At 43.2% G+C, this 24321-nt stretch carries 28 protein-coding genes and 1 riboswitch; of the genes, 7 read left to right on the top strand and 21 right to left on the bottom strand.

Going from position 1 to position 24321, the window contains the following annotated elements; genetic code table 11:
- Nucleotides 1-4 precede the first annotated feature (4 nt).
- Nucleotides 5-394 (top strand): Asp23/Gls24 family envelope stress response protein, encoded by a 390-nt coding sequence (locus FQT28_RS01990; protein WP_000510598.1) that lies wholly within the window; start codon nt 5-7, stop codon nt 392-394.
- The gene (gene nusB, locus FQT28_RS01985) at nt 387-809 is read left to right on the top strand and encodes a transcription antitermination factor NusB (protein WP_084971775.1); all 423 of its coding nucleotides are present in this window, start codon (nt 387-389) and stop codon (nt 807-809) included. Before FQT28_RS01990 ends, nusB begins: the two co-directional genes overlap by 8 nt.
- Nucleotides 810-858: 49 nt before the next feature.
- On the opposite strand, the gene FQT28_RS01980 is transcribed toward nusB, so the two are convergent.
- The 15 genes from FQT28_RS01980 to FQT28_RS01910 form a co-directional block, all read right to left on the bottom strand.
- A complete protein-coding gene (locus tag FQT28_RS01980; RefSeq protein WP_143989253.1) occupies nt 859-1581 on the bottom strand; it encodes a CPBP family intramembrane glutamic endopeptidase in 723 nt (240 codons plus the stop codon).
- 18 nt (nt 1582-1599) lie between these two features.
- Nucleotides 1600-1785: a biofilm-regulating peptide BriC gene (gene briC / locus FQT28_RS01975; protein WP_143989252.1), complete on the bottom strand. Its 186-nt coding sequence runs from the start codon at nt 1783-1785 to the stop codon at nt 1600-1602.
- A 161-nt stretch (nt 1786-1946) separates the two neighbouring features.
- The gene (locus FQT28_RS01970; protein ID WP_143989251.1) at nt 1947-2714 is read right to left on the bottom strand and encodes an acetyl-CoA carboxylase carboxyl transferase subunit alpha; all 768 of its coding nucleotides are present in this window, start codon (nt 2712-2714) and stop codon (nt 1947-1949) included.
- Complete coding sequence (accD, locus tag FQT28_RS01965; protein WP_143989250.1) at nt 2711-3577, bottom strand: acetyl-CoA carboxylase, carboxyltransferase subunit beta; 867 nt, start codon at nt 3575-3577, stop codon at nt 2711-2713. The genes FQT28_RS01970 and accD overlap by 4 nt, the downstream gene beginning before the upstream one ends.
- 35 nt (nt 3578-3612) lie before the next feature.
- Nucleotides 3613-4980: an acetyl-CoA carboxylase biotin carboxylase subunit gene (gene accC / locus FQT28_RS01960; protein ID WP_000488665.1), complete on the bottom strand. Its 1368-nt coding sequence runs from the start codon at nt 4978-4980 to the stop codon at nt 3613-3615.
- Nucleotides 4981-4991: 11 nt separating this feature from the next.
- Entirely contained in the window at nt 4992-5414 is a 423-nt protein-coding gene (fabZ, locus tag FQT28_RS01955) for a 3-hydroxyacyl-ACP dehydratase FabZ (RefSeq protein ID WP_000565515.1), read from the bottom strand.
- Nucleotides 5411-5899, bottom strand: coding sequence for an acetyl-CoA carboxylase biotin carboxyl carrier protein (gene accB, locus FQT28_RS01950; RefSeq protein WP_143989249.1), 489 nt, complete (start codon nt 5897-5899; stop codon nt 5411-5413). Before accB ends, fabZ begins: the two co-directional genes overlap by 4 nt.
- Before the next feature lie 2 nt (nt 5900-5901).
- On the bottom strand, nt 5902-7137 hold the full coding sequence (fabF, locus tag FQT28_RS01945) for a beta-ketoacyl-ACP synthase II (RefSeq protein WP_143989248.1): 1236 nt from the start codon (nt 7135-7137) through the stop codon (nt 5902-5904).
- Between the two features lie 28 nt (nt 7138-7165).
- On the bottom strand, nt 7166-7897 hold the full coding sequence (fabG, locus tag FQT28_RS01940) for a 3-oxoacyl-[acyl-carrier-protein] reductase (RefSeq protein WP_143989247.1): 732 nt from the start codon (nt 7895-7897) through the stop codon (nt 7166-7168).
- 45 nt (nt 7898-7942) lie between these two features.
- Nucleotides 7943-8863 (bottom strand): ACP S-malonyltransferase, encoded by a 921-nt coding sequence (gene fabD, locus FQT28_RS01935; protein ID WP_143989246.1) that lies wholly within the window; start codon nt 8861-8863, stop codon nt 7943-7945.
- Complete coding sequence (fabK, locus tag FQT28_RS01930) at nt 8856-9830, bottom strand: enoyl-[acyl-carrier-protein] reductase FabK (protein ID WP_143989245.1); 975 nt, start codon at nt 9828-9830, stop codon at nt 8856-8858. Before fabK ends, fabD begins: the two co-directional genes overlap by 8 nt.
- Before the next feature lie 117 nt (nt 9831-9947).
- Complete coding sequence (locus FQT28_RS01925) at nt 9948-10172, bottom strand: acyl carrier protein (protein ID WP_000257840.1); 225 nt, start codon at nt 10170-10172, stop codon at nt 9948-9950.
- 57 nt (nt 10173-10229) lie between these two features.
- Nucleotides 10230-11204, bottom strand: a complete 975-nt coding sequence (locus FQT28_RS01920) for a beta-ketoacyl-ACP synthase III (protein ID WP_143989244.1) — start codon at nt 11202-11204, stop codon at nt 10230-10232.
- A complete protein-coding gene (fabT, locus tag FQT28_RS01915; protein ID WP_000386342.1) occupies nt 11204-11638 on the bottom strand; it encodes a fatty acid biosynthesis transcriptional regulator FabT in 435 nt (144 codons plus the stop codon). The genes FQT28_RS01920 and fabT overlap by 1 nt, the downstream gene beginning before the upstream one ends.
- 90 nt (nt 11639-11728) lie before the next feature.
- Entirely contained in the window at nt 11729-12514 is a 786-nt protein-coding gene (locus FQT28_RS01910; protein WP_001015593.1) for an enoyl-CoA hydratase, read from the bottom strand.
- Between the two features lie 210 nt (nt 12515-12724).
- Here FQT28_RS01910 and FQT28_RS01905 point away from each other — a divergent pair, with 210 nt between their 5' ends.
- The 3 genes from FQT28_RS01905 (at nt 12725) to serS (ending at nt 15951) form a co-directional block, all read left to right on the top strand.
- Nucleotides 12725-14089, top strand: coding sequence for an aspartate kinase (locus tag FQT28_RS01905; RefSeq protein WP_143989243.1), 1365 nt, complete (start codon nt 12725-12727; stop codon nt 14087-14089).
- Between the two features lie 2 nt (nt 14090-14091).
- Nucleotides 14092-14463 (top strand): DUF956 family protein, encoded by a 372-nt coding sequence (locus FQT28_RS01900; RefSeq protein ID WP_000079370.1) that lies wholly within the window; start codon nt 14092-14094, stop codon nt 14461-14463.
- 213 nt (nt 14464-14676) lie between these two features.
- Nucleotides 14677-15951: a serine--tRNA ligase gene (serS, locus tag FQT28_RS01895; protein WP_143989242.1), complete on the top strand. Its 1275-nt coding sequence runs from the start codon at nt 14677-14679 to the stop codon at nt 15949-15951.
- 19 nt (nt 15952-15970) lie between these two features.
- On the opposite strand, the gene FQT28_RS01890 is transcribed toward serS, so the two are convergent.
- From FQT28_RS01890 to FQT28_RS01865, 6 genes are all read right to left on the bottom strand, one after another.
- Nucleotides 15971-16873 carry a TDT family transporter gene (locus tag FQT28_RS01890; protein WP_143989241.1) on the bottom strand — a complete coding sequence of 301 codons (903 nt, stop codon included), beginning with the start codon at nt 16871-16873 and terminating at the stop codon, nt 15971-15973.
- A 108-nt stretch (nt 16874-16981) separates the two neighbouring features.
- Nucleotides 16982-17530: a carboxymuconolactone decarboxylase family protein gene (locus FQT28_RS01885; protein ID WP_143989240.1), complete on the bottom strand. Its 549-nt coding sequence runs from the start codon at nt 17528-17530 to the stop codon at nt 16982-16984.
- A 130-nt stretch (nt 17531-17660) separates the two neighbouring features.
- Nucleotides 17661-18983, bottom strand: a complete 1323-nt coding sequence (locus tag FQT28_RS01880; RefSeq protein WP_143989239.1) for an alanine/glycine:cation symporter family protein — start codon at nt 18981-18983, stop codon at nt 17661-17663.
- 90 nt (nt 18984-19073) lie between these two features.
- Nucleotides 19074-19162, bottom strand: a riboswitch (glycine riboswitch).
- 169 nt (nt 19163-19331) lie between these two features.
- Entirely contained in the window at nt 19332-21668 is a 2337-nt protein-coding gene (locus tag FQT28_RS01875; RefSeq protein WP_143989238.1) for an endonuclease MutS2, read from the bottom strand.
- A 111-nt stretch (nt 21669-21779) separates the two neighbouring features.
- Complete coding sequence (locus tag FQT28_RS01870; RefSeq protein ID WP_143989237.1) at nt 21780-22328, bottom strand: CvpA family protein; 549 nt, start codon at nt 22326-22328, stop codon at nt 21780-21782.
- Nucleotides 22325-22627 carry a cell division protein ZapA gene (locus FQT28_RS01865; RefSeq protein ID WP_143989236.1) on the bottom strand — a complete coding sequence of 101 codons (303 nt, stop codon included), beginning with the start codon at nt 22625-22627 and terminating at the stop codon, nt 22325-22327. The genes FQT28_RS01870 and FQT28_RS01865 overlap by 4 nt, the downstream gene beginning before the upstream one ends.
- Before the next feature lie 86 nt (nt 22628-22713).
- On the opposite strand from FQT28_RS01865, the gene rnhC reads away from it, so the two are divergent.
- On the top strand, nt 22714-23595 hold the full coding sequence (gene rnhC, locus FQT28_RS01860) for a ribonuclease HIII (RefSeq protein WP_143989235.1): 882 nt from the start codon (nt 22714-22716) through the stop codon (nt 23593-23595).
- Between the two features lie 3 nt (nt 23596-23598).
- Nucleotides 23599-24213 carry a signal peptidase I gene (gene lepB, locus FQT28_RS01855; protein WP_143989234.1) on the top strand — a complete coding sequence of 205 codons (615 nt, stop codon included), beginning with the start codon at nt 23599-23601 and terminating at the stop codon, nt 24211-24213.
- Nucleotides 24214-24321 lie beyond the last annotated feature (108 nt).

The following is a 24321-nucleotide window of genomic DNA, read 5'->3' as shown; positions in this document are numbered from 1 at the left end:
TTCTATGGGAATTGAAGAACAACTTGGCGAAATCGTTATCGCCCCACGTGTACTTGAAAAAATCATTGCTGTTGCTACTGCAAAGGTAGAGGGCGTACACTCTTTTTCAAACAAATCAGTATCTGATACCCTTTCAAAACTTTCACTCGGCCGCGGCGTTTATCTTAAAAACGTGGACGAAGAACTCACAGCAGATATCTACCTCTACCTTGAGTACGGAGTAAAAGTTCCTAAGGTAGCTGTTGCTATCCAAAAAGCTGTCAAAGATGCAGTCCGCAATATGGCTGATGTAGAACTCGCTGCTATCAATATCCACGTTGCAGGTATTGTTCCAGATAAAACACCAAAACCAGACTTGAAAGACTTGTTTGATGAGGACTTCCTCAATGACTAGTCCACTATTAGAATCTAGACGTGAGCTCCGTAAGTGTGCCTTTCAAGCTCTTATGAGTCTTGAGTTTGATACAGACGTCGAAACTGCTTGTCGTTTCGCCTACACACACGATCGTGAAGATACGGATGTGCAACTCCCAGCCTTTTTGACAGAGCTCGTTTCTGGTGTTCAAACTAAAAAGGAAGAACTAGACAAGCAAATCACACAACATCTAAAAGCAGGTTGGACCATCGAGCGTTTAACACTCGTGGAGAGAAATCTCCTTCGCTTGGGAGTTTTTGAAATCACTTCATTTGACACTCCACAGTTGGTTGCTGTTAACGAAGCTATCGAGCTTGCAAAGGACTTCTCAGATCAAAAATCTGCCCGTTTTATCAATGGACTGCTCAGCCAGTTTGTAACCGAAGAACAGTAAACAAAAAAAGTGTTTGACAATTATCAAACACTTTTTTCTTTGCCTTCCACTATCTAAAAAAGTGGTAATAGATATAATTATAAACAAAAATCCAGATAGGTTTTGCATGATTGAGAAAGTTAAAAAAACTATGGCAGAGAATCGTTAATCTCAGATTGTCGGTAGAACGATAAACAAGGGCAAAAAAGAGACCAATCAGACTATAATATAATAAACTAATTGGGTCCTGATGAGATAGTATCAAATGACTAAGTCCAAAGATAAGCCCTGATAAGATGACATCTAAATAGTACTTTGACTTAGGAAAGAAGGTATTCATAAAATACCCTCTATCAAGAGTCTCCTCAAAAACAGAACCGATGATTACAGGCAGGACAAAAGATAAGATAGTCGATAAAAAAGTTGGTTGTCCATTTGAAAGAACCACGGTAAAATACTCATCATGAATATTCCTATGATTAATCAAATGAGCATAGCGTGCCCAAAAATTACCGAGAATCTGATAAACCACATAACTTGCAAATAAGTAGAAGACAAATGACCAGTTCCAGCTCTTTTTCTCAAAGATAAAGAGCATCTTTTGCTTTTTTAACCACCAGATTAATAGAAGAAAACTTCCTACTAATCCTATTGTTAAAATAAGGGAATAGACATCAGCGCCTAAACCTAAAATGATTGCCACATACAATCCAATTGTTTGTGGTAAATAGGTAGATAGTAAAATAATAAGCAAAAATATTCCAAATTGTCTTAGTTTCTTTATGTTTCTCATCGTACTTTTTTTGAAAGATTATCCTGCTCGGAAGCCGTACTTCCAAGCATCTCTATAAGAATTAAGTGACCCTTGCCCCATATAGGGAGTAAATTCTCTATAATATAACCATCTACCATATCCATCTTCCCAAACAGCAAGACCGCCTGAGATTTGGTCTAAGTCTTCTGACGAAAGAACTGTAAATGTATCTGTACCTGTCATATTAAATACCTTCTTAAAATAGATTGTTGTAGGCTTGCATTTATAGTATAGTTCTTTTTTGTCTATTTTATAGTCCATCTCCTCAACTGTCAATTTTTCGACCTGAAATGTATGTTCTCTAGAAAAAATGCTAGAACCTTTACTCAGTTCTAGCTTTCTTTTTAGTATTTTCTAAACCGTTGGTAACGTTCTTCGAGGAGCTGTTCCAAGGCTAATCCTTGCAAGCGGTCAAGCTCTGCACGCAATTCATTTTTAAGGTGAGCTTGCAGTTCCTTACTGGAAAGCCCTGCTTCTGAGATTACCTTGTCAACGATACCCATTTCTAGGAGTTCGTGAGAAGTGATTTTCATCAACTCTGCCGCCTCCATGGCACGGCTTCCATCCTTCCAAAGGATAGAGGCAAAGCCTTCTGGGCTGAGTACGGCATAGATCGAATTTTCCAGCATCCAGACACGGTCAGCAACGGCTAGTGCTAATGCACCTCCAGACCCTCCTTCACCGATAATAATCGCGATGATTGGAACCTTGAGGTCGCTCATTTCCATCAGGTTTCGAGCGATTGCTTCCCCTTGTCCACGTTCCTCAGCTCCAACACCTGGGTAAGCTCCAGCAGTGTTGATGAAGGTTACAATTGGACGACCAAATTTTTCTGCCTGTTTCATCAAACGAAGAGCCTTGCGATAGCCTTCTGGATGGGGTTGCCCAAAGTTCCGTTTGAGGTTATCATGAAGACTCTTCCCCTTTTGGATACCCACGACTGTGACCGCTTGGTCACCTAACCAGCCAATTCCACCGATAACCGCACCATCATCGCGGAAAGAGCGATCTCCATGCAATTCGATAAACTCGTCAAAGATTCCATTGGCAAAATCAAGTGCGGTCAAGCGACTCTGCTCGCGTGCCTCTCTGACTATTTTTGCAATATTCATCCGCGACTTCCTCCATGCAATTTCACTAATCTAGCAATTGTATCTGGTAGTTCTCTCCGTTTGACAATTGCATCAACAAATCCATGTTCAAGCAGGAACTCTGCTTTTTGGAAGTCATCCGGCAAAGTCTCACGAACTGTATTTTCAATAACACGACGCCCAGCAAAACCAACCAAACTCTGGGGCTCCGCTAGGATAATGTCACCTTCCATAGCAAAAGAAGCTGTCACTCCGCCTGTTGTCGGATCCGTCAAAATAGTCAGGTAAAAAAGTCCGGCCTTGGAATGACGTTGAACTGCCGCAGAAATCTTAGCCATCTGCATCAAGCTCATGATTCCTTCTTGCATGCGGGCTCCACCAGAAGCTGTGAAGAGTACGACTGGCAAGTTTTCTACCGTTGCATACTCAAACAAGCGCGTGATTTTTTCACCCACAACGGTTCCCATAGAAGCCATGATAAAGTTAGAATCCATGATTCCAAGGGCAACTTTTTGCCCCTTGATGCTAGCTGTACCAGTCAGGACAGCTTCATCCAGTCCTGTTTTTTCACGCATAGTAGCAAGTTTTTTCTGGTAGCCAGGAAAGTTTAATGGATCTTGAGTTTCAATACCCGTAAACATCTCCACAAAGCTGTCAGAATCAATCGTCAAATCCAAGCGTTCCTGAGCTGAAATACGGAAAGTATAGCTACAATGGGGACAAATTCGTTCGCTCCCAAGATCCTTTTGGTAAATGGTGTGTTTACAACCAGGACACTGGGAGAAGAGTTCATCCGGAACCTCAGGCTTGGCTTGTGGTTTCTGCCTTACGGAACGGTTAGGATTGATCCGAATATACTTATCCTTTTTACTAAATAGAGCCATAACTCCCCCTTTTAGTTCTCATACTCTTTGAAAGTCTATTCTTTTTCTTGGTATTTTGGCAAGAAAGTTTCCATCAAGAAGGAAGTATCGTAGTCACCAGCAATAACACGGCGGTCTGAAATCAGATCCAACTGGAAGTCTGCATTGGTTTGCACTCCTTCAATATCAAGTTCATAAAGTGCCCGTTGCATCTTCATAAGGGCATCAAAACGATTCTCCCCATGAACAATGATTTTAGCAATCATACTATCATAGTAAGGGGGAATGGTATAGCCTGGATAAACTGCTGAGTCCACACGCAAGCCAACTCCACCACTTGGTAGATAGAGATTGGTAATTTTACCTGGACTTGGAGCAAAGTTAAATGCTGGATTTTCCGCATTGATCCGACACTCGATAGCATGACCTCGTAGGACGATATCTTCTTGTTTGAAAGGTAAAGGTTGCCCAGCTGCAATGCGAATCTGTTCCTTCACAATATCGACACCTGAAACAAACTCAGTCACTGGGTGTTCAACTTGCACACGAGTATTCATTTCCATGAAGTAGAAATTGCCACTCGCTTCATCGAGAAGAAATTCAATCGTACCTGCATTTTCATAGCCTACAGACTCTGCTGCACGAACGGCTGCAGCACCAATTTCATTACGAAGGGTTTTGCCAATCGCAATGGATGGGCTTTCTTCTAAGACCTTTTGGTTATTTCGTTGAAGAGAACAGTCCCGTTCTCCTAGATGGACAACATGCCCCTCTTGATCCGCAAGGATCTGAACTTCGATATGACGAGCTGGATAAATCACACGCTCAAGATACATTGCGCCATTTCCAAAATTGGCCTTAGCTTCACTGGATGCTGTTTCAAAGGCTGCGACCAAGTCTTCTGCCTTTTCAACCTTACGAATCCCTTTTCCACCACCACCTGCCGATGCTTTTAGCATGACTGGATAACCAATTTTTTCTGCAACTGCAAGGGCTTCTTCAGCCGTGTGAACTTCACCATCAGATCCTGGGATAACTGGAACCCCAGCCTTGATCATTTGCTCACGCGCATTGATCTTATCTCCCATGGTATCCATTACAGCGCCAGAAGGGCCGATAAACTTAATCCCCACTTCATCACACATCGTGGCAAACTTGGAGTTTTCGCTAAGAAAACCAAAACCTGGGTGGATGGCTTCTGCTTCAGTCAAGACTGCAGCAGATAAAATAGCGTTGATATTGAGATAAGACTCTGTCGCCTTACCAGGTCCGATACAGATAGCTTCATCCGCTAGGAGTGTGTGAAGGGCTTCCTTATCAGCAGTTGAATAAACTGCTACGGTTGCAATGCCCAATTCACGCGCAGCTCGAATAATGCGAACCGCAATCTCACCACGGTTGGCAATCAAAATTTTACGAAACATGGAGAACCTCCTTAGTTTCCAATTGCAAAGGTAAGAGTACCACTCGCTGCAAGCTTACCATCTACTTCAGCCTTTGCTTCAACCACAGCAATCGTACCACGACGTTTGACAAAAGTAGCCGTCATGACTAATTGGTCACCTGGTACAACTTGCTTCTTGAACTTAACCTTGTCCATGCCAGCATAGAAGACCAGTTTCCCTTTATTTTCAGGTTTGGACAATTCCAAGACACCAGCAGTCTGGGCCAAGGCTTCCATAATAAGGACACCTGGCATGACTGGGTATTGAGGAAAATGACCATTAAAGAAAGGTTCGTTGATGGTCACATTTTTAATGGCAACAATAGTATCCTCGCTCACTTCCAAGACACGATCCACTAGGAGCATGGGGTAGCGATGAGGTAGAGCTTCTTTGATTCCTTGAATATCGATCATTTGATACGTACCAATCCTTTACCGAACTCAACCATTTCTTCATTTGAAACGAGAATTTCTGTCACCACACCATCCTTAGGTGCAGGAATCTCATTCATGACCTTCATGGCTTCGATGATCACCAAAGTCTGGCCTTTTTTAACACTGTCTCCAACTGTGACGAAGGCAGGTTTATCTGGTCCAGCAGCCAAGTAAGCCACACCAACAAGTGGACTCTCAACGACATCACCCTCTGGAGCACCAGCCGTATCAGCTGGAGCATGAGTTTCTTCCACTGCACTCTCTACTGGAGTTGAAGGAGCAGAAACTACTGGACTTGCAGCTACTGCAGTTGGAGCTGGAGCAACTTGAGCTGGTGCTTCAGAAGCCATTCTTGCTTCATTCTTACTAAACTGCAATTCGTCCGTTCCATTTTTATAAGAAAATTCTCTCAAACTTGATTGGTCAAATTGAGCCATCAAGTCCTTGATCTCATTTAAATTCATAATTATTTATTCTCCCAACGTTTGAAAGCAAGAACCGCATTGTGTCCACCAAAACCAAAAGTATTTGAAATAGCATAAGGGATTTCTTGCTCCAAGCCTTGTCCATAAACGACATTCGCTTCGATATAGTCTGACAACTCACTTGTTCCAGCTGTTTTTGGCACGAAGTTATGACGCATGGCTTCAATTGTAGCGATTGCTTCTACCGCTCCTGCAGCTCCAAGCAAGTGTCCTGTGAATGACTTGGTTGAAGATACAGGTACTTCTTTACCAAGAACAGCAACGATAGCTCCACTTTCTCCTTTTTCATTAGCAGGAGTTGAAGTACCGTGGGCATTGACATAAGCCACTTGCTCTGGAGTAATTTCTGCCTCTTCCAAAGCCAGTTTAATCGCCTTAATCGCGCCTTGACCTTCTGGATGAGGTGAAGTCATATGGTAAGCATCACAGGTATTACCATAACCAACTACTTCAGCCAAGATAGTTGCCCCACGTTTTTCAGCATGTTCAAGGCTTTCAAGAACCAACATTCCTGAACCTTCTCCCATCACAAAGCCGTTACGGTCTTTATCAAATGGAATAGAAGCACGAGTTGGATCCTCTGTAGTTGATAGGGCAGTCAAGGCTTGGAAACCAGCGATGGCAAAAGGAGTGATAGAAGCTTCTGATCCACCAACTAACATGACATCTTGGAAACCAAACTTGATAGAGCGGAAGGCATCCCCAATGGCATCATTTGATGAGGCACAGGCTGTATTGATTGATTTACAGATACCGTTTGCTCCGAAACGCATCGCAACATTACCTGAAGCCATATTTGGCAAGGCTTTTGGAAGTGTCATTGGTTTAACGCGTTTTGGACCTTTTTCATGAAGACGGATAACCTGATCTTCGATTTCTTTAATTCCCCCAATACCAGAAGCAACGATAACACCAAAGCGATCCTTGTCGATTGCTTCTACATCAAGATTAGCATTTGTCACCGCTTCTTGAGCTGCGTACAAGGCATACAAAGAATAGTTATCAAAACGGTTGGTATCTTTTTTGACAAAGTATTTATCAAATGGAAAATCTTGAACTTCTGCCGCATTGTGCACAGCAAAGTCGCTGTGGTCAAACTTAGTGATTTCTCCAATTCCAATCTTCCCAGTTTGCAAACTGTTCCAAAATTCTTCTGGAGTATTTCCGATAGGAGAGGTCAATCCGTAACCTGTTACTACAACTCGATTTAGTTTCATCTGTCTTACCTATATCTTTCCTTATTTTTTACATGCTAAGTCCGCCATCAACAGCGAGAACTTGTCCAGTCAAATAATCCTGTCCAGCCAGGAACACTGTAGCGTCTGCGATATGTTCTGCTTGACCGAAATGTTTCATTGGGATTTGTGCCAATGTCGCTTCCTTGACCTTATCAGATAAAATAGCGGTCATATCTGACTCTATCATTCCTGGTGCAAGAGCATTTACGCGCACATTGCGATTGGCAACTTCACGTGCAACTGACTTGGTAAAACCAATCAAACCTGCCTTGGAAGCTGCATAGTTGGCTTGTCCGATATTTCCCATCAAACCGACCACACTAGACATGTTGATGATCGCACCTTCACGTGCCTTGATCATCTGTTTCAAGACTGCTTGCGTCATGTTGAAGGCACCTATCAAGTTGATCTTAATCACTTTTTCGAAGTCTTCTTCGGTCATCTTGAGCATGAGCGTATCTTGAGTGATCCCAGCATTGTTGACCAAGACATCGACAGAACCGAGTTCTGCAATCGCTTGATCTATCATACGCTTGGCATCTGCAAAGTCTGAAACATCACCTGATATCGGTACTACTTTGACACCGTAGTTTGAAAACTCAGCCAGCAATTCTTCTGAGATTGCTCCTCGACTATTCAAGACTACATTAGCGCCTAGTTGGGCAAATTTGTGAGCAATGGCAAGTCCGATACCACGACTTGAACCTGTTACAAAGACATTTTTGTTTGTAAGTTGCATTCTATTTCTCCTGTTTCCTGTTGTATTTTGTGGGAGAAGGGATCATTAGTTTCCTAACAAAGCATCCAAGCTTGCTTGGTCTTCAACGTTAGCTAGCTGAGCTGTTTTATCGATTTTTTTGACAAAGCCTGATAGGACCTTACCAGGACCAATTTCAATAAAGTTGGTTACCCCAGCATCCTGCATCACAGCAATACTTTCATAAAAACGAACAGGTTCTTTGACCTGACGCGTCAAAAGCTCTTGGATTCGATCTTTTTCCATAACAGCAGCTTCCGTATTGCCGACTAGTGGGCAAGTAAAATCAGAGAAACTCACTCCCTCAAGAGCTCCAGCTAGTTGCTGACTGGCTGGCTCAAGAAGGGCTGTGTGGAAAGGACCCGACACATTTAGGGGGATCAATCGTTTAGCTCCTGCTTCCTGCAAGAGTTCAACTGCGCGGTCAACCGCAGCCACCTCACCACCGATAACGATTTGGCTTGGGGTGTTGTAGTTAGCTGGAGTCACTACTCCAACTTTAGAGGCTGTTTCACAAGCTTCCTCAATCACTTCAACTGGAGTATTAAGAACGGCAACCATCTTCCCAGAGCCTGCAGGTGCAGCCTCTTCCATATAAGCGCCACGTTTAGCAACCAAGGCAACTGCATCCTCAAAGTCCAAGGCACCACTTGCTACAAGAGCAGAATATTCCCCAAGAGACAATCCTGCTACCATATCTGGCTGGTAGCCCTTTTCTTTCAATAGTCGGTAAATAGCAACCGAAGTCGCTAAAATAGCTGGTTGCGTATAGCGAGTCTGGTTTAACTTGGTTTCTTCCTTATCAATCAAGTCACGAAGGTCATACCCCAAAACCTGACTGGCTTGGTCAATGGTGTCCTTGACGATGGGATAGTGATCATAGAGATCACGCCCCATCCCTAGATACTGAGCACCTTGACCCGCAAATAGAAAGGCTGTTTTAGTCATTTCTTACAACTCCTGCCCAACGAGAGGCTTCTTCTTGAATTTTCTTGGCTGCGCCATAGTATAGATCTTTTAGGATTTCTTCGACAGTTTCCTCTTTAGAAACCAAACCAGCGATCTGACCTGCCATGACAGATCCACCTTCTACATCTCCATGAACAACGGCTTTAGCAAGAGCACCAGCTCCCATTTGTTCAAAGATTTCTAAATCTGGATTTTCTTGTTTAAAGGCATCCTTTTCAGCCTGCTCAAAGTCACGTGTCAACTGGTTTTTAATGGCACGAACAGCATGACCAAAGTGTTGAGCTGAAATAGTCGTATCGATATCATGCGCTTTTAAGATTTTTTCCTTGTATTTTGGATGGGCATTAGATTCCTTAGCTACTACGAAACGCGTACCGACTTGAACGGCCTCAGCACCAAGCATAAAGCCTGCAGCGACACCTTCACCGTCCGCAATTCCTCCAGCTGCGATAACCGGAATTGAAACAGCTGCAGCAACTTGACGAACCAAGGTCATCGTTGTTAATTTACCAATATGCCCACCGGCTTCCATTCCTTCTGCAATAACTGCATCTGCACCAATTTTTTCCATACGTTTTGCCAAAGCAACACTTGGAACAACAGGAATAACTGTAATTCCTGCATCATGGAAACGAGCCATATATTTACTTGGATTTCCTGCACCAGTTGTAACCACCTTGACCCCTTCTTCAATCACGAGATCAACGATGTCTTCTACAAAAGGTGACAAGAGCATGATGTTGACACCAAAAGGTTTATCCGTAAGTGATTTGATTTTATCGATATTAGCCTTTACGACCTCTTTAGGTGCATTTCCACCACCGATGATCCCTAGACCACCAGCTTTTGATACTGCACCAGCCAAGTCACCATCCGCAACCCAGGCCATTCCTCCTTGAAAAATAGGATAATCAATGTTCAATAATTCTGTAATACGTGTTTTCATAGTGCCTCCATCATTCCTTGCTTACGTAATAGTTCGATGAGTTTATCATTTGAGTCTCAAACTATTACCTAAACAAGAGGGAGCGGGTCTCCCCTACTCCTTCTAGTAATATGTTAATTATTTTGTTTGCTCTTCAACATAGGCAACCAAGTCACCAACTGTTTTCAAGTTATCTTCTGCTTCGATTTGGATATCGAAAGCATCTTCGATTTCAGAGATTACTTGGAACAAGTCCAATGAATCTGCATCCAAATCATCAAAAGTAGATTCAAGTGTTACTTCTGATGCGTCTTTCCCAAGTTCTTCAACGATAATTTCTTGTACTTTTTCAAATACTGCCATGATAGGACTCCTTTAAAATATAAAAAATTTATAACTATGTGTTTACCACATGATTACCTAGATTGTAAGAATGAGTGTGCCCCATGTCAAACCTCCGCCGAAGCCTGATAGGAGAATCGTCTGGCTACCATCTAAACGAATCTTGCCATTCTCCACACACTCTGAGAGCAAAATCGGGATGCTTGCAGCACTGGTATTTCCATACTCCATCATATTGGCAGGAAGCTTGTCTCGGTCTACACCGATTTTCTTAGCCATCTTATCCAAAATGCGGATATTTGCCTGATGAAGTAAGAGATAATCCAATTCCGATGCTGCGATTGGACCATTTTCAATGGTTTCCTTGATCGATCTAGCAACATCACGATTTGCAAAATCAAAAACTGCTCGTCCATCCATCTTCAGAAAAGCAGGAACTGCTTCTTGATCTGAGAAAGGCGAAGCCAAAGCCGTTTGACCATAGGTCAAACACTCGCTCCGAGAACCATCCGTATAAAGACTTTCCACAAGGAAGTGACGTGTTTCGCTCGCTTCCAAGAGAACGCCACCAGCACCATCTCCAAAGAGAACAGCTGTCGAACGATCCGACCAGTCAACAGCCTTAGACAAGGTCTCAGCTCCGATAACAATCCCTTTTTGGAACTGTCCAGCTGTCAGAAACTTCTCAGCAGTTGAGAGAGCAAATACAAAGCCACTGCAAGCTGCCGTCAGATCAAAGGCGAAAGCTCTATGCGCTCCGATATTTGCCTGAACCCGAGCTGCCGTAGAAGGCATCATCGAATCAGGAGTGATCGTCGCTACAATGATAAAATCAATCTGATCCGCTTTTATGCTCGCCTTAGCCAGCAAACTCTTAGCAACTTTTGTCGCCAAATCACTCGTTAACTCCGTTTTTGAAATGTGTCTCTGTTTAATTCCTGTCCGACTTGAAATCCACTCATCGCTTGTATCCATGATTTGGGCCAAGTCTTGATTAGTGACCACTTGCTCTGGAACATAATGAGCAACCTGGCTTATTTTTGCAAAAGCCATTATTTCAAATCCTCCAAAAATTGATAAAGGTTAGTCAAGCCCCTGCCCATCACTTCTATTTCTTCAGAACTCATACCATCGATAATTTTTTCGACCATGGCCTTGTGGAAACGTTTATGAAGGCGGTGAACCAAACGACCTTTCTTTGTCAAATGCAGATAGACCACACGACGATCCTGATCAGAACGAATGCGCTCAACATAACCTTTTCTTTCGAGATTATTCAAGCTGGTCGTAACAGTTCCAAGAGTTACCATCAGTTCTTTTGAAACCTTACTTGGTGTCGCCTCTGGGAACTTGCCAATCACATCAATCGTGTGCATTTCTTTGATGGAGATGTCTTTGAAACGACTACCTCGTAAGCTAACCTCCTCAATCACAAGGACATTATTAAAAATAGATGTTAAATACTCATTCACTTGTTGGTAGTCCAAAGTATTCCCTCCTTCTCAAAAAAACTTTTGCATTCAAAACATTTGACACAAAAAGTATATCAAACTCCAAAGAATTGTGCAAGTATTTTTTTATTTTCCTGAAAATTTTGGCCGTCTTCTTTCAGAATGAGCTCGGACTCCTTCTTTAAAATCTTCAGTCAAAGACAACGATTCTTGCAGTTTCAATTCCAATTCAGCATAATTCTGCCAATCCTTAAATTGGCTTTCCCAAACCAACTTTTTAATTGCTGCGTATGAGTTTGCTGAACCTCGTCTTAATTTCTTCAGAACTTGTTCTCTTGTCTTTTCTAGCTTATCTGCCTCGCAGACACGGTATACCACACCCCATTCCAGTGCTTTTTCCGCGGTCAAGGCTTCTCCTGTCATGGCAAGTTGCGCAGCACGTGTTACCCCGATGCTACGACTCAAGAGATGAATTCCACCAGCGTCCGGCGCCAATCCAACTCCAACAAAGGCTTGGATGAATTTTGCCTTATCAGTCGCCAAACAAAAATCGACTGCTACTGCCATATTGGCTGCAGCACCAGCAACTGCTCCATCTACCTCCATCAAAACAGGTTTAGGAATTTGCTTGATTTTAAAAGAAATTGTATTGACCAATTCTGCAATCTTATTCAAAGAAGGGATATCATCTTCATCCACTGCACGCTTCATCTCAACCAGATCTCCCCCAACTGAAAAGACCTTCCCATTAGCGTTAATCAAGATAAACTGAACAGTTTGATCCTGCTCTGCTAGAGTCAAAGCTTCTAAAATTTCCTCACACATTGGGATATGGAAACCGTTTGCCACTTCGGGACGATTCAAAGTGATGATAGCAAGATCATCTACGATCTGATATAAGATATGATTCATAGCTTCTCCTTTTATAAGGTTATAAGGTGATAAAATTATTTCATTGTCAAAGTATACCTTTTTTTAGATAAAGAGGCAAGAGAAAACCAATCGAAAGTGTCTCGGCTGATCAAAACGCTCACTTTATCCTAAAGACCTTAGTATTTTCTTCATTGAAAAATGCCCCTCTTTCTGCTATAATCGTATAAAATACTTACTTGAGGAGTCCCTATGAAGGTTGTAAAATTTGGCGGAAGCTCTCTTGCCTCTGCTAGTCAGTTAGAAAAAGTTTTAAACATCGTTAAAAGCGATAAAGAACGCCGTTTTGTAGTCGTTTCTGCACCCGGAAAACGCAATGCTGAAGATACCAAGGTTACCGACGCTTTGATCAAATACTATCGTGACTATGTAGCGGGAAATGATATCAGCAAGAGCCAAAACTGGATCATCGATCGCTATGCGGCTATGGTGAGCGAACTAGGCTTAAAACCATCAGTTCTAGAAAAAATTTCTAAAAGCATCCGTTCCTTAGCGACTCTTCCTATTGAAGAAAATGACTTTCTCTATGACACCTTCCTAGCGGCTGGAGAAAACAACAATGCCAAACTTATCGCAGCTTACTTTAACCAAAACGGCATCGATGCGCGCTATGTTCATCCAAGAGAAGCGGGAATTATCGTAACAAGCGAACCAGGAAACGCACGCATCATCCCATCTAGCTATGACAAGATTGAAGGCTTGGCTGATAGCACCGAAGTCCTTGTCATCCCTGGTTTCTTTGGAGTTACGAAAGAAAATCAAATCTGTACTTTTTCACGTGGTGGATCCGACATAACTGGTTCCATCATCGCTGCCGGTGTCAAAGCCGACCTCTACGAAAACTTTACAGATGTCGATGGTATCTTTGCTGCCCATCCGGGTATCATTCACCAACCACACTCAATCCCTGAGTTGACCTACCGTGAAATGCGTGAGTTGGCATATGCTGGATTTTCAGTCCTTCACGATGAAGCCCTTCTTCCTGCCTACCGAGGAAAAATCCCTCTCGTTATCAAGAATACCAACAACCTTGACCATCCGGGTACTCGTATCGTTCTGAAACACAGTAGTGATAAATTCCCAGTAGTAGGGATTGCGGGTGACTCAGGATTTGTCAGCATCAACATGTCGAAATACCTCATGAACCGTGAAGTTGGTTTTGGTCGCAAGGTTCTGCAAATCCTTGAAGATCTTAACATCGGTTGGGAGCACATGCCAACTGGTATCGATGATCTTTCAATCATTCTCCGTTCTCGCGAACTAACTCCTATCAAGGAAGAAGAAATTCTACGTCAACTCGTTCAAAAGGCTGAAGTAGACCACGCTGAAATCGAACACGATCTTTCAATCATTATGATTGTCGGAGAAAAGATGAAGAGTCATATCGGGGTAACTGCTACTGCAACACGTGCTTTGTCTGAGAATAAAATCAACATCCAGATGATGTCCCAAGGGTCAAGTGAAGTTTCCATCATGTTTGTTGTCAATAAAGACCAAGAAAAGGCTGCTATCAAGGCTCTCTATCATGCCTTTTTCGGTGAAAGTAAGGAAGACTAATCATGGCCCAATCACTCAATAAAGTCATTGACCTGCAAACTACTGGAACATCTTACCTCTCTATCTCTGGAAAGGTCGGGAAATTTCTAGTCGGGGATCAGGCCTTGGAATTTTATCCCGATGTCAATGTTGAACAATATATCCAGATTCCCTGGTCCAGCATTCAGCAAATCGGAGCCAACGTAAGTGGCCGCAAAATCAGCCGTCACTTTGAAGTCTTCACCGATCAAGGAAAATTCCTCTTTGCCTCAAAAGACTCTGGAGCTATCCTCAAAATCGCTCGGGAAAAATTAGGAAACGACAAGGTCGTGAAACTTCCGACTCTGCTCCAGACTATTGGACAAAAATTTAAAAATCTATTTGCAAAAAAGTAGAAACTTTAGTATAATCATAGCAACGGATAAGTAGGTTATCCTCTTCTTTCAGAAAGTCTGCGGGTGCTGCGAGCAGATAGGGGAGATAAGTGAAATTCTACCGTTATCAACAATTAAATACAGAATCAAGTGCACACCTGTGAAGTTGGATGGAACCGTGGCCCTGCCACTCCAACGCTTTGTTAGGTGTGCTTTTTTCATAAAGGAGTTCTTATGTTAGATATCAAACGTATTCGTACAGACTTTGATGCTGTCGCTGAAAAACTAGCTACACGTGGTGTAGATGCTGCTATCCTTAACGAAATGAAAGAAATCGACGCTAAACGTCGTGACATCTTGGTCAAGGTCGAAAACCTCAAGGCAGAACGCAACACAGTTTCTGCAGAGATTGCTCAAGCCAAGCGCAATAAGGAAAATGCAGATGACAAGATTGCTGCTATGCAAGCTCTCTCTGCTGAAGTAAAATCTCTCGATGCTGAATTGGCAGAAATCGATGCTAAATTGACAGAATTTACCACTACTCTTCCAAACATCCCAGCTGACAGCGTCCCTGTTGGAGCTGATGAGGATGACAACGTTGAAGTTCGCCGTTGGGGAACTCCGCGCGAGTTTGACTTTGAACCAAAAGCTCACTGGGATCTGGGTGAAGACCTCGGTATCCTTGACTGGGAACGTGGTGGAAAAGTGACGGGTGCTCGTTTCCTTTTCTATAAAGGCCTCGGTGCTCGTTTGGAACGTGCCATCTATAACTTTATGTTGGATGAGCATGGTAAAGAGGGCTATACGGAAGTTATCACACCTTACATGGTTAACCATGACTCAATGTTTGGTACTGGTCAATATCCAAAATTCAAGGAAGACACTTTTGAATTGAAAGACACTAATTATGTCCTCATTCCTACTGCTGAAGTGCCTCTGACCAACTACTACCGTGATGAAATCCTTGACGGTAAAGACCTACCAATCTACTTTACTGCCATGAGCCCATCATTCCGTTCTGAAGCAGGTTCAGCTGGCCGTGATACACGTGGCTTGATTCGTCTGCACCAATTCCACAAGGTTGAAATGGTTAAATTTGCCAAACCAGAAGAATCTTATGAAGAATTAGAAAAAATGACAGCCAACGCTGAAAATATTCTCCAAAAACTCAACCTTCCATACCGTGTGGTCGCGCTCTCTACTGGAGATATGGGCTTCTCAGCTGCTAAGACTTACGACTTGGAAGTTTGGATTCCAGCCCAAAATACCTATCGTGAAATCTCAAGCTGTTCAAATACAGAAGATTTCCAAGCCCGTCGTGCCCAAATCCGTTACCGCGATGAAGCAGATGGCAAGGTGAAACTTCTTCACACCTTGAATGGTTCTGGACTTGCAGTTGGACGTACAGTGGCTGCTATTCTTGAAAACTACCAAAATGAAGATGGTTCTGTAACCATTCCAGAAGCACTTCGTCCATATATGGGTGGAGCTGAACTTATCAAACCATAAAAATAAGGTTTAGCTATTTCTAGCTAGACCTTTTTCGTAACCAAATTAGATAACCACTCAAGACAAAGAGTAAAATAGTGAGGCATATAACAGTTTCAGCAAACACCAGATAATCCAGAAAAGGAAGTTTCAAAATTCCCTGAGCCATTTTAAGCGATGTAGCTGTGATGATGGTTGGGAAGGTTAAGGCTGAGAATGCTGGTTGAAAACCTTGTTTTAAAATATTGGGCAAGCGAGTCAAAACGAAGATGAAAAACGACTGAGAGACAAGCAGCAGCAGTAACAAGGCCCAGGTCGAAAGAGTAACTCCACCGATACGCACCAGAGCTGCTAAGAGCAAAGAAAAAGGAGCGCAGTAGATTCCTTCTTGCCCTAGTAGGGCTGGAGTCAATGGTTTTTTCTTTAGGTCACTGTAAATCAACGGATAGAGAAAACAAGTAGCGAGAAAGCCGAAAGTCACCGTTAGGTAGGCAATCTGAATCAGGCCAACGACTGGATAGGTCAAGGCTGCTACTGCTATCCCCACATAGAGTACCGTCCAGCTTGGTGTTGCACTAGCTCTTTCTTCCACTCCAACAAAGCGACGAGAAAAATAAGCGATCAAAGCAAAATCCAAAATAAAAGAAAACCACCACAAAGGCTGGGATAGGATAGGCATAGACGGAACTAGTCGCAAGACATAGGTCGATAAAATCATCCCCGCCATAGGAAAGGTAGCTATACCAGATAAAAGAGGGGGCTTGGTCAATTCTTTCTTGGTTTCTTCCCAATTAAAAAGATGAAGAATCAGAAAGAAAATCCATAAGACCAATCCAGTCAAACTAAATAGGTGCGAAAGAACAGGCCAAGTATCCGCAATCAGGTTTCCTGCACCTGCCAAACCTAACAAACAACCAGAAAATACCAAGGAGAGTTTTTTCATGGCAACCTCCGTTAATCATATTATTATCAGTATAGCATAAAAGTCTTTAAAATAGCATAGAAAAATGAAGACTGGATGAATCAGCCTTCATTTTATTTATGATTCGAACTAGGCATAAGGTTGCAATTCTGGATTAATTGGCGTATTGGCTAGGTTGTTGGCATAGTTGCAAAGGCTGGCTAAGCTGACACCGAGAACCACGTCCAAGGCATTTTGTTGTGTATAGCCGGCTTCTAAGAATTCAGCCAAGGCTTCATCTCCTACACGACCCTTGGTATTGATGACTGCCAAGGTAAACTTGGCTAGAGTATCTAGCTTAGGATCTGTCTCGACTGGAGTACGGTTGCGGAGGGCTTGGAGAAGATCATCATTCATCTGGATTTGTTTGATCGAAAAGGCGGTGTGACCTGCCACGCAGAAAGCACAACCATTGGTTACGGCGGCTGTGATTTGCACCACTTCTCTCTCAACTGGGGTTAGGCTATTGCGACGGTTGATGGCTCCGACAGTTCGGTAGGCTTCAAGGGCGGTTGGAGCATTGGCCAAGAGACCGATTAGGTTGGGAATATAGCCATTGTTGTCTTTTTGTACTGTTTCAAGAACTTCTTTCACTTCTGCTGGTGCTGATTCTACTGTGTGGATGGTAAATCTTGTCATAAGAAACCTCTTTTCATTTTATTGTCATTTAGTCTATCATAGAATTTCCCCCTTGAATAATATATATTTTCAATCGCCTTGATAAGAAATATCTATGAAATGAAAAAATCACACGAAAAGTGTGATTGGGTTAGTTTTTAAAATACTTTTTGGTTTCTGCAATAACGACTGGCGACAAGACCAAAAGGGCAATTAAGTTTGGCAAAGCCATTAAAGCATTGACGATATCTGCGATAATCCAGACCATATCCAGCTCGATAAATCCTCCCAACAAGACCATGACTACAAAGACCACACGGTAGAGCCAGATAAAGCGGACACCAAAGAGAAACTCAAAACAACGCTCTCCGTAATAGTTCCAACCGAGGATTGTCGTAAAGGCAAAGAGCACAAGGAAAATAGTCAAAAGAGCAGGACCAAAATGTGAAAAAACTGTTGAAAAGGCTGACTGGGTCAAGGCAACCCCATTCAAATCACCGCTCCAAACACCAGTTACCAAGATCGTCAGACCTGTCAGAGTACAAATAATCAAAGTATCAATAAAGGTTCCTGTCATGGAAATCAAGCCTTGCTCAACAGGCTCATTAGTCTTAGCTGCAGCAGCTGCAATGGGAGCTGAACCAAGACCAGATTCGTTAGAGAAGACTCCTCGCGCCACACCATTTTGGATAGCCATCCGAATGCTGGCACCTGCAAAACCACCTACCGCGGCCGCTGGACTAAAGGCTGAAGTAAAGATGAGAGCAAGTATGGCTGGGATTTTCTCGATATTAAAGAGAATAACTGTAAGAGTTCCTAAAATATAGACAATAGCCATAAAAGGAACCACTGCTGTCGAAACTTTTGATATGGATTTGAGGCCACCAAAGACGGCAATCCCTACAAAAATGGATAAAATCAGAGCCGTGATAGCTGGATCAACTTGGGCTGTATTTTGAATGGATTCTGTAATCGAATTGACTTGGGTAAAGGTACCAATCCCCAGAAGGGCAACCAATACACCAGCTAGGGCAAAGAAGATTGCAAGGGGACGCCACTTTTCTCCCATTCCCAAAAGAATGTAGTGCATGGGTCCTCCAGCTACAGCCCCATTTGCATCCTTAGTGCGGTACTTGATAGCCAGCAATCCTTCTGCATACTTGGTTGCCATCCCAAAGAAGGCTGCCATCCACATCCAAAAGAGAGCACCTGGCCCACCAACCTTAATAGCTGTCGCAACTCCGATAATATTTCCCGTTCCAACAGTAGCTGCAAGGGCTGTACATAGAGCAGCAAAACTTGACACATCGCCATGTCCCTTGTCCTTGGTAAAGATCAACTGAAAGGCCTTGGGGAGACGCAAAACCTGCAAGAGTCCTAAACGGGCAGTTAGGTAAATCCCTGTTCCAACCAATAAAATCAAGAGGGGAGGACCCCAAGCAAAAGCATCAATTGATTTAAGCAATTCTAACATTTCCTTCTCCTATCTTTTCAACCCCAAAAGAAAGAGCACATGCAAGATACATGTACTCTGGAATGCTTAGATAAATGCTAAAAAGCGGTCTATCTTAGCTCTGTCCTTTTACCTGAGAGTTTGAGCAGTTGCCTGCCTTGCCCCTTCGGTGCCTTTACGGTCTCTCCAGAGTTCCGTCCATTTACAGTCATGGAAAACAAACCTTTCTCCCATTTCTATTAAACTTCATTCGGTGTTGGTATTTAATTTTTTATTATTTTACAAGAAAAGTTAGCCTTTGTCAATATATTCTATGAAAATTTTTAGTTTTCATTTCTTTTTTTCAGAAAGATTGACTCCTTCTTCTCTCTATCCTTTAAAGGTTACAATGGTGGCACCACTGCCTCCAGCATTTTGTGGAGCATAGCCAAAACTCTTGACATGCTTGTTTCTTTGCAGGTATTTGGTGACGCCCTCACGGATGACTCCTGTTCCGATACCATGGATGATGTCGACTTGCGCCATGTTATTGAGCAGGGCTTGGTCGATAAAGGCGTCCAGCTCATTCATAGCCTCTTCGTACCGTTTGCCTCGGAGATCCAGCCTCGCTTGCGGACCACGACCAGAAGCTCGTTTGACGACATTGACTTGTTTTTTCTTGACTGGGGCTTCTTGCTGAGCCTGAACAAGGTCAAATTCTTTCTCTTCCAAGGTCATCTTGATCAAACCGACTTGGGCTTCCCAACGCCCGTCCTTAAGCTGATTGGTCAGGGTACCACGCTGACCATAACTGAGGACCACGATATCATCTCCCACCTTTGGAGCTCGTTTTTTCTTGGCCTTTTGAAGAACCTTGTTTTTAGACAAGTCGACTTTTTCAGGGGCCAGTTTCTTCAGCTCAGCCTTGGCTTCAATGATTTCGTGGGGTTTGAGTTGAGACTTGCTGTGAAGATTCTTGAGAATCTGGTCACTCTCACTTAGCGCTAGTTCCACAATCTCGGCAGCCTGTTCACGCGCCTTGTTAAGCTCGGTTTCTTTTTCACGATTGAGTTCGTTGTAGAGTTTTTTGAGTGCTCGGTTCATCTTGAGGTTTTCTTGCTCCACCTCACGGATATTGTCCAAGCGTTTACGGCTTTCAAGCGTTTGCTCTTCTAATTGTTCAATGATACGGTTGACGTCATTATCTTGATTGACCTGCTGACTGGCATCCCCGACGATGACATCTGACAAGCCCAGACGTTTGGCAATTTCAAAGGCATTACTTCGACCAGGAACTCCCTGCATAAAGCGATAGGTCGGACGCAGGCTGGCTGTGTCAAACTCCATGCTGGCATTTTGCACAAAGGCTGTCTCAATACCATAAGCCTTGAGTTCTGGATAGTGGGTCGTCGCCATAGTCTTGACCTGACGCAGACGAAGATCCTCCAGAATAGCCATAGCAAGCGCTGCTCCTTCCTGCGGATCGGTCCCTGCCCCAAGCTCATCTAGCAATAAGAGCGAATGTTGGTTGACCTTGCCAAGAATATCTACGATATTGGTCATGTGGCTGGAGAAGGTAGACAAGCTTTGTTCAATAGACTGCTCATCCCCGATATCGGCGAAGATTTCTTCGAAAATACCGACACGGCTCCCTTTATCAGCTAAAATGGGCAAGCCTGACTGGGCCATGAGTTGGGTCAAGCCCAAGGTTTTGAGCATGATGGTCTTCCCACCTGTATTGGGACCTGTAATGACAATGGCCGTTAATTCCTTACCAAAGTGTACATCGTTTGCAACAGCATTTTTAACCAAAGGATGGCGAACATGAAGGAGCTGAATCTCTTGGTTCTCTGAAAGTTGAGGAACGACTGCTTGTCTTTCTTGAATGAAACGCACCTTGGCACGAATCAGATCCAGATGGCCGATAATCCAAGCGTCATTAGCAATCTCTGCAGCATGAGGGCGGACCCGTTCTGAGAGCTCCTGCAGGATGCGAATCATCTCATAGCGTTCATCAGCTCGCAGACTAGCGATTTCTTCGCTCAGCTTGACCACCTCACGTGGCTCAATATAGACCGTGTTTCCACTAGCAGAGATGTCATGGACAACACCTGCAATCTTATTGCGATAGGTGTTCTTTACTGGTAAAACTTGACGGCCATTTCTGCTAGCGATTATGCCTTCCGTCAACATCTGAGCTTTTTGCTTGAGCAGGTCGTGTAAGACATCTCGGACCTGACTCTCGCTATCATGGATTTTCCGACGGATACGCGCTAGTTCTTCGCTGGCGAAATTTTCGATAAATCCTGCATCATTTAGGGCTTGAAGACTCCCTTGCAAGTGTGGGAAATCATGTAGTTTTTCAAACCATCTCGCCAACTGCTCCAAGCGTACATTTTCAAGATTGGTATAAAAACCTTGCAACTCTCTGCTAGCCAGCAGGACACGTTTGAGGAGTAGAAACTCCTCAATATTGAGGTCTGCTCCCATTTCGAGACGCTTGCAGACAGCTGAAATCTCACGTGTCGCTAAGATGGTAAAGTGAGGTTGCTCCACAAATAGGGCTTGCATTTCCTCCATCTCAGCAAAAGCCTGTTTGATTTTATCCTCCTTGGTAGTCGGAGCCAAACCTTTTAGCTCCTCTAGTCCCTGTTCTGTCAGGAGATGAGGTTCAAACAAGGCTTTGATTTTATTGAATTCTAAGGTTTCTAGTATTTTTGTATTCATATTCTTTCCTTGTATGCTTGTTTACAAGATTGTAGTGCCTAGAGGTTTTAGACTTACCTCGTCCTAGTCGTCCAATCTGTAAACAAAGGGCTAGGAAAAATCCCGCCCTTTTTATCCGATTAAATTTGTCACCCAGAGTTGTTTGATAAAGTTTGTCGTAAAAGGGATACTTTGGATGATGTGTTTAGCTACGATACTTTTTTCAAGTGAATTTTGAATGACTGCCAGAGGCACAGTTGCAAGAATGGTCAAAGCCATTTGCAAGACAAATAAGGTTACCAATAGCGACAAAGCCCCCGCACTAACCCGGAACCACTTGCCACCTAGTGTTTTAACTGGAATCAAATGAAGAAACAAACCGATAAAACGTCCGATACTATAACAAATTCCGAAAACTAGAAGGTAGGCCAGACCCGCATAAAAGACTTTATCTAGTTGAAAAAGCTGGTCTGAAGGGAAGAAAAAGGTACCCTGCCCTTCCTGAGGATTGGCATAAGGGATAAGCAAGTGAAATTGATTTCCCAGAGATTTATAAAACTGCCCAGCAATAAAGGCTGAAATCACTGTCACGAGGAAATAATAAACTTGCAGCACCAAACCTCTACGGTAGCCGATGTAAAACCCCCAAGCTAGAACCAGTAAGAGAAGGATCGAAATCATAGGGAGTCCTCAATCTTGCTCTGCTCTTGTTTGACTGCCACTAGCTTATTTCGAAGTTCTTTAAGCTCCTGCTCCTTATCGTCAAACTCAATCTCACGACTAAGCTGCGTCGATAGGCTGTTAATCGCTAAAAGGAGGGCAATGGTTTCATCATCCGCCCCAGTCATTCGTTCCTTAATTGCTTGGTATTTTTCAGTCGCAACCTTGGCAATTTCCTCCATAAAGAGGTTGTCATGCTCGGTTGTCAAGGTTAATGTCTTTTTTCCGAATGTAAACTTATATCGATTTAGATTTGCCATAAAATTCACCTCACGATATTATACCAAATTTCGCTAACTTTGTCAGTTTTTACCAATTCTCCTGCTTTTGTGGTACAATAGAGACTATGGCAAGTATCACACTCACACCAAATGAACAGGGAATTCAGAGCTTTTTAAGTCAGTATCAGAAGGCTCTCACTCCTAGTAAAAATCCCTATATCCGCTATTTTTTGAGGTTGCCTCAGGCAACGGTTTCCATCTATACTTCTGGGAAAGTCCTCCTGCAGGGCGAAGCTGCTGAGCAATACGCCAGTTTCTTTGGTTACCAAGTTCAACAAGAAAACAGTGGACAAGATTTCCCTATGATTGGGACTGATGAGGTGGGAAATGGTTCCTACTTTGGTGGGCTTGCTGTCGTGGCTTCCTTTGTGACACCTGACCAGCACGACTTCTTGCGAGAACTCGGCGTAGGGGATTCAAAAACCCTGACAGACCAAAAGATTCGTCAGATTGCCCCTATCCTCAAGGAAAAGATCCAGCATCAAGCGCTCCTCCTTTCACCGAGCAAGTACAACGAAGTTATCGGAGAGCGTTACAATGCTGTTTCTGTAAAGGTTGCCCTACACAACCAGGCTATCTTTCTCCTTCTCCAAAAAAGAGTCCAGCCAGAAAAAATCGTGATTGATGCTTTTACAAGCCCTAAAAACTATGACAAGTACTTGACGCAAGAAGCCAATCATTTTCCAAATAAGATCACTTTGGAAGAAAAAGCTGAGGGCAAATACCTGGCTGTTGCGGTTAGCTCCATCATCGCGCGAGATCTCTTCCTCGAAAACTTGGAAAATCTTGGACGAGAACTAGGCTACCAACTGCCAAGCGGCGCTGGAACTGCTTCTGATAAGGTTGCTAGCAAAATCCTTCAAGCCTATGGTATGAAGGGGCTCAACTTCTGTGCCAAACTTCATTTTAAAAACACTGAAAAAGCCAAAGCACTGCTAGAAAGGTAAGTTATGAATTATTTTAAAACATTTCTAAAAGAGTGGGGACTTACGTTCCTTATCATTATACTAGTGGGTCTCAGTCGTCTCTTTCTCTGGACCAATGTCCGTGTGGAAGGACACTCTATGGATCCGACCCTAGCTGATGGAGAGATTCTCTTTGTTGTGCGACATCTACCCGTTGATCGCTTTGATATCGTAGTTGCCCATGAAGATGATGGAAATAAAGATATCGTTAAACGCGTCATCGGCATGCCCGGAGATACCATTCGCTACGAAAACGATAAACTTTATATCAACGATAAAGAAACGGATGAACCTTACCTAGCAGACTACCTCCAACAGTTTAAAAACGACAAACTTCAGAGCACTTATTCAGGGAAAGGCTTTGAAGGGGATAAGGGGGTCTATTTTAGAAGTCTAGCTCAGAAGGCTCAGGCCTTTACTGTCGATGTAAATTCCAACACCAGCTTCAGCTTTACAGTACCTGAAGGTGAGTACCTCCTCCTTGGAGATGACCGTTTGGTTTCCAGTGACAGTCGCCATGTCGGAACCTTTAAGGCCAGTCAAATCAAAGGAGAAGCCAAATTCCGTTTCTGGCCACTCAACCGTATCGGAATCTTTTAAAACCAGCAACCAGATGCTGTGATAGTCTTTTTGAGTTAGCTTTTAGGATTAGATTGCAACTTAGCAATATCTTGTATCAAGCCCTAAATCCAAGAAAAGCCTAACTGA

It is taken from the genome of Streptococcus oralis, from assembly GCF_901543815.1.
GTDB classification, from domain to species: domain Bacteria; phylum Bacillota; class Bacilli; order Lactobacillales; family Streptococcaceae; genus Streptococcus; species Streptococcus oralis_CM.
The sequence above is the reverse complement of the archived record's forward strand: the minus strand, read 5'-3'. Positions and strand labels throughout refer to the sequence as shown.

What these genes read in the sequence shown, in the direction of transcription:
- accD (WP_143989250.1), bottom strand. Translation starts at nt 3,577, where the DNA reads ATGGCTCTATTTAGTAAAAAGGATAAGTATATTCGGATCAATCCTAAC.
- FQT28_RS01875 (WP_143989238.1), bottom strand. Translation starts at nt 21,668, where the DNA reads ATGAATACAAAAATACTAGAAACCTTAGAATTCAATAAAATCAAAGCC.
- FQT28_RS01905 (WP_143989243.1), top strand. Translation starts at nt 12,725, where the DNA reads ATGAAGGTTGTAAAATTTGGCGGAAGCTCTCTTGCCTCTGCTAGTCAG.
- FQT28_RS01970 (WP_143989251.1), bottom strand. Translation starts at nt 2,714, where the DNA reads ATGAATATTGCAAAAATAGTCAGAGAGGCACGCGAGCAGAGTCGCTTG.
- accC (WP_000488665.1), bottom strand. Translation starts at nt 4,980, where the DNA reads ATGTTTCGTAAAATTTTGATTGCCAACCGTGGTGAGATTGCGGTTCGC.
- FQT28_RS01990 (WP_000510598.1), top strand. Translation starts at nt 5, where the DNA reads ATGGGAATTGAAGAACAACTTGGCGAAATCGTTATCGCCCCACGTGTA.
- FQT28_RS01885 (WP_143989240.1), bottom strand. Translation starts at nt 17,530, where the DNA reads ATGACAAGATTTACCATCCACACAGTAGAATCAGCACCAGCAGAAGTG.
- accB (WP_143989249.1), bottom strand. Translation starts at nt 5,899, where the DNA reads ATGAATTTAAATGAGATCAAGGACTTGATGGCTCAATTTGACCAATCA.
- nusB (WP_084971775.1), top strand. Translation starts at nt 387, where the DNA reads ATGACTAGTCCACTATTAGAATCTAGACGTGAGCTCCGTAAGTGTGCC.
- lepB (WP_143989234.1), top strand. Translation starts at nt 23,599, where the DNA reads ATGAATTATTTTAAAACATTTCTAAAAGAGTGGGGACTTACGTTCCTT.
- fabZ (WP_000565515.1), bottom strand. Translation starts at nt 5,414, where the DNA reads ATGATCGATATTCAAGGAATCAAAGAAGCTCTACCTCATCGCTACCCC.
- fabK (WP_143989245.1), bottom strand. Translation starts at nt 9,830, where the DNA reads ATGAAAACACGTATTACAGAATTATTGAACATTGATTATCCTATTTTT.
- FQT28_RS01925 (WP_000257840.1), bottom strand. Translation starts at nt 10,172, where the DNA reads ATGGCAGTATTTGAAAAAGTACAAGAAATTATCGTTGAAGAACTTGGG.
- fabG (WP_143989247.1), bottom strand. Translation starts at nt 7,897, where the DNA reads ATGCAACTTACAAACAAAAATGTCTTTGTAACAGGTTCAAGTCGTGGT.
- FQT28_RS01900 (WP_000079370.1), top strand. Translation starts at nt 14,092, where the DNA reads ATGGCCCAATCACTCAATAAAGTCATTGACCTGCAAACTACTGGAACA.
- FQT28_RS01880 (WP_143989239.1), bottom strand. Translation starts at nt 18,983, where the DNA reads ATGTTAGAATTGCTTAAATCAATTGATGCTTTTGCTTGGGGTCCTCCC.
- FQT28_RS01920 (WP_143989244.1), bottom strand. Translation starts at nt 11,204, where the DNA reads ATGGCTTTTGCAAAAATAAGCCAGGTTGCTCATTATGTTCCAGAGCAA.
- rnhC (WP_143989235.1), top strand. Translation starts at nt 22,714, where the DNA reads ATGGCAAGTATCACACTCACACCAAATGAACAGGGAATTCAGAGCTTT.
- FQT28_RS01910 (WP_001015593.1), bottom strand. Translation starts at nt 12,514, where the DNA reads ATGAATCATATCTTATATCAGATCGTAGATGATCTTGCTATCATCACT.
- FQT28_RS01865 (WP_143989236.1), bottom strand. Translation starts at nt 22,627, where the DNA reads ATGGCAAATCTAAATCGATATAAGTTTACATTCGGAAAAAAGACATTA.
- FQT28_RS01890 (WP_143989241.1), bottom strand. Translation starts at nt 16,873, where the DNA reads ATGAAAAAACTCTCCTTGGTATTTTCTGGTTGTTTGTTAGGTTTGGCA.
- fabD (WP_143989246.1), bottom strand. Translation starts at nt 8,863, where the DNA reads ATGACTAAAACAGCCTTTCTATTTGCGGGTCAAGGTGCTCAGTATCTA.
- FQT28_RS01980 (WP_143989253.1), bottom strand. Translation starts at nt 1,581, where the DNA reads ATGAGAAACATAAAGAAACTAAGACAATTTGGAATATTTTTGCTTATT.
- briC (WP_143989252.1), bottom strand. Translation starts at nt 1,785, where the DNA reads ATGACAGGTACAGATACATTTACAGTTCTTTCGTCAGAAGACTTAGAC.
- fabF (WP_143989248.1), bottom strand. Translation starts at nt 7,137, where the DNA reads ATGAAACTAAATCGAGTTGTAGTAACAGGTTACGGATTGACCTCTCCT.
- FQT28_RS01870 (WP_143989237.1), bottom strand. Translation starts at nt 22,328, where the DNA reads ATGATTTCGATCCTTCTCTTACTGGTTCTAGCTTGGGGGTTTTACATC.
- serS (WP_143989242.1), top strand. Translation starts at nt 14,677, where the DNA reads ATGTTAGATATCAAACGTATTCGTACAGACTTTGATGCTGTCGCTGAA.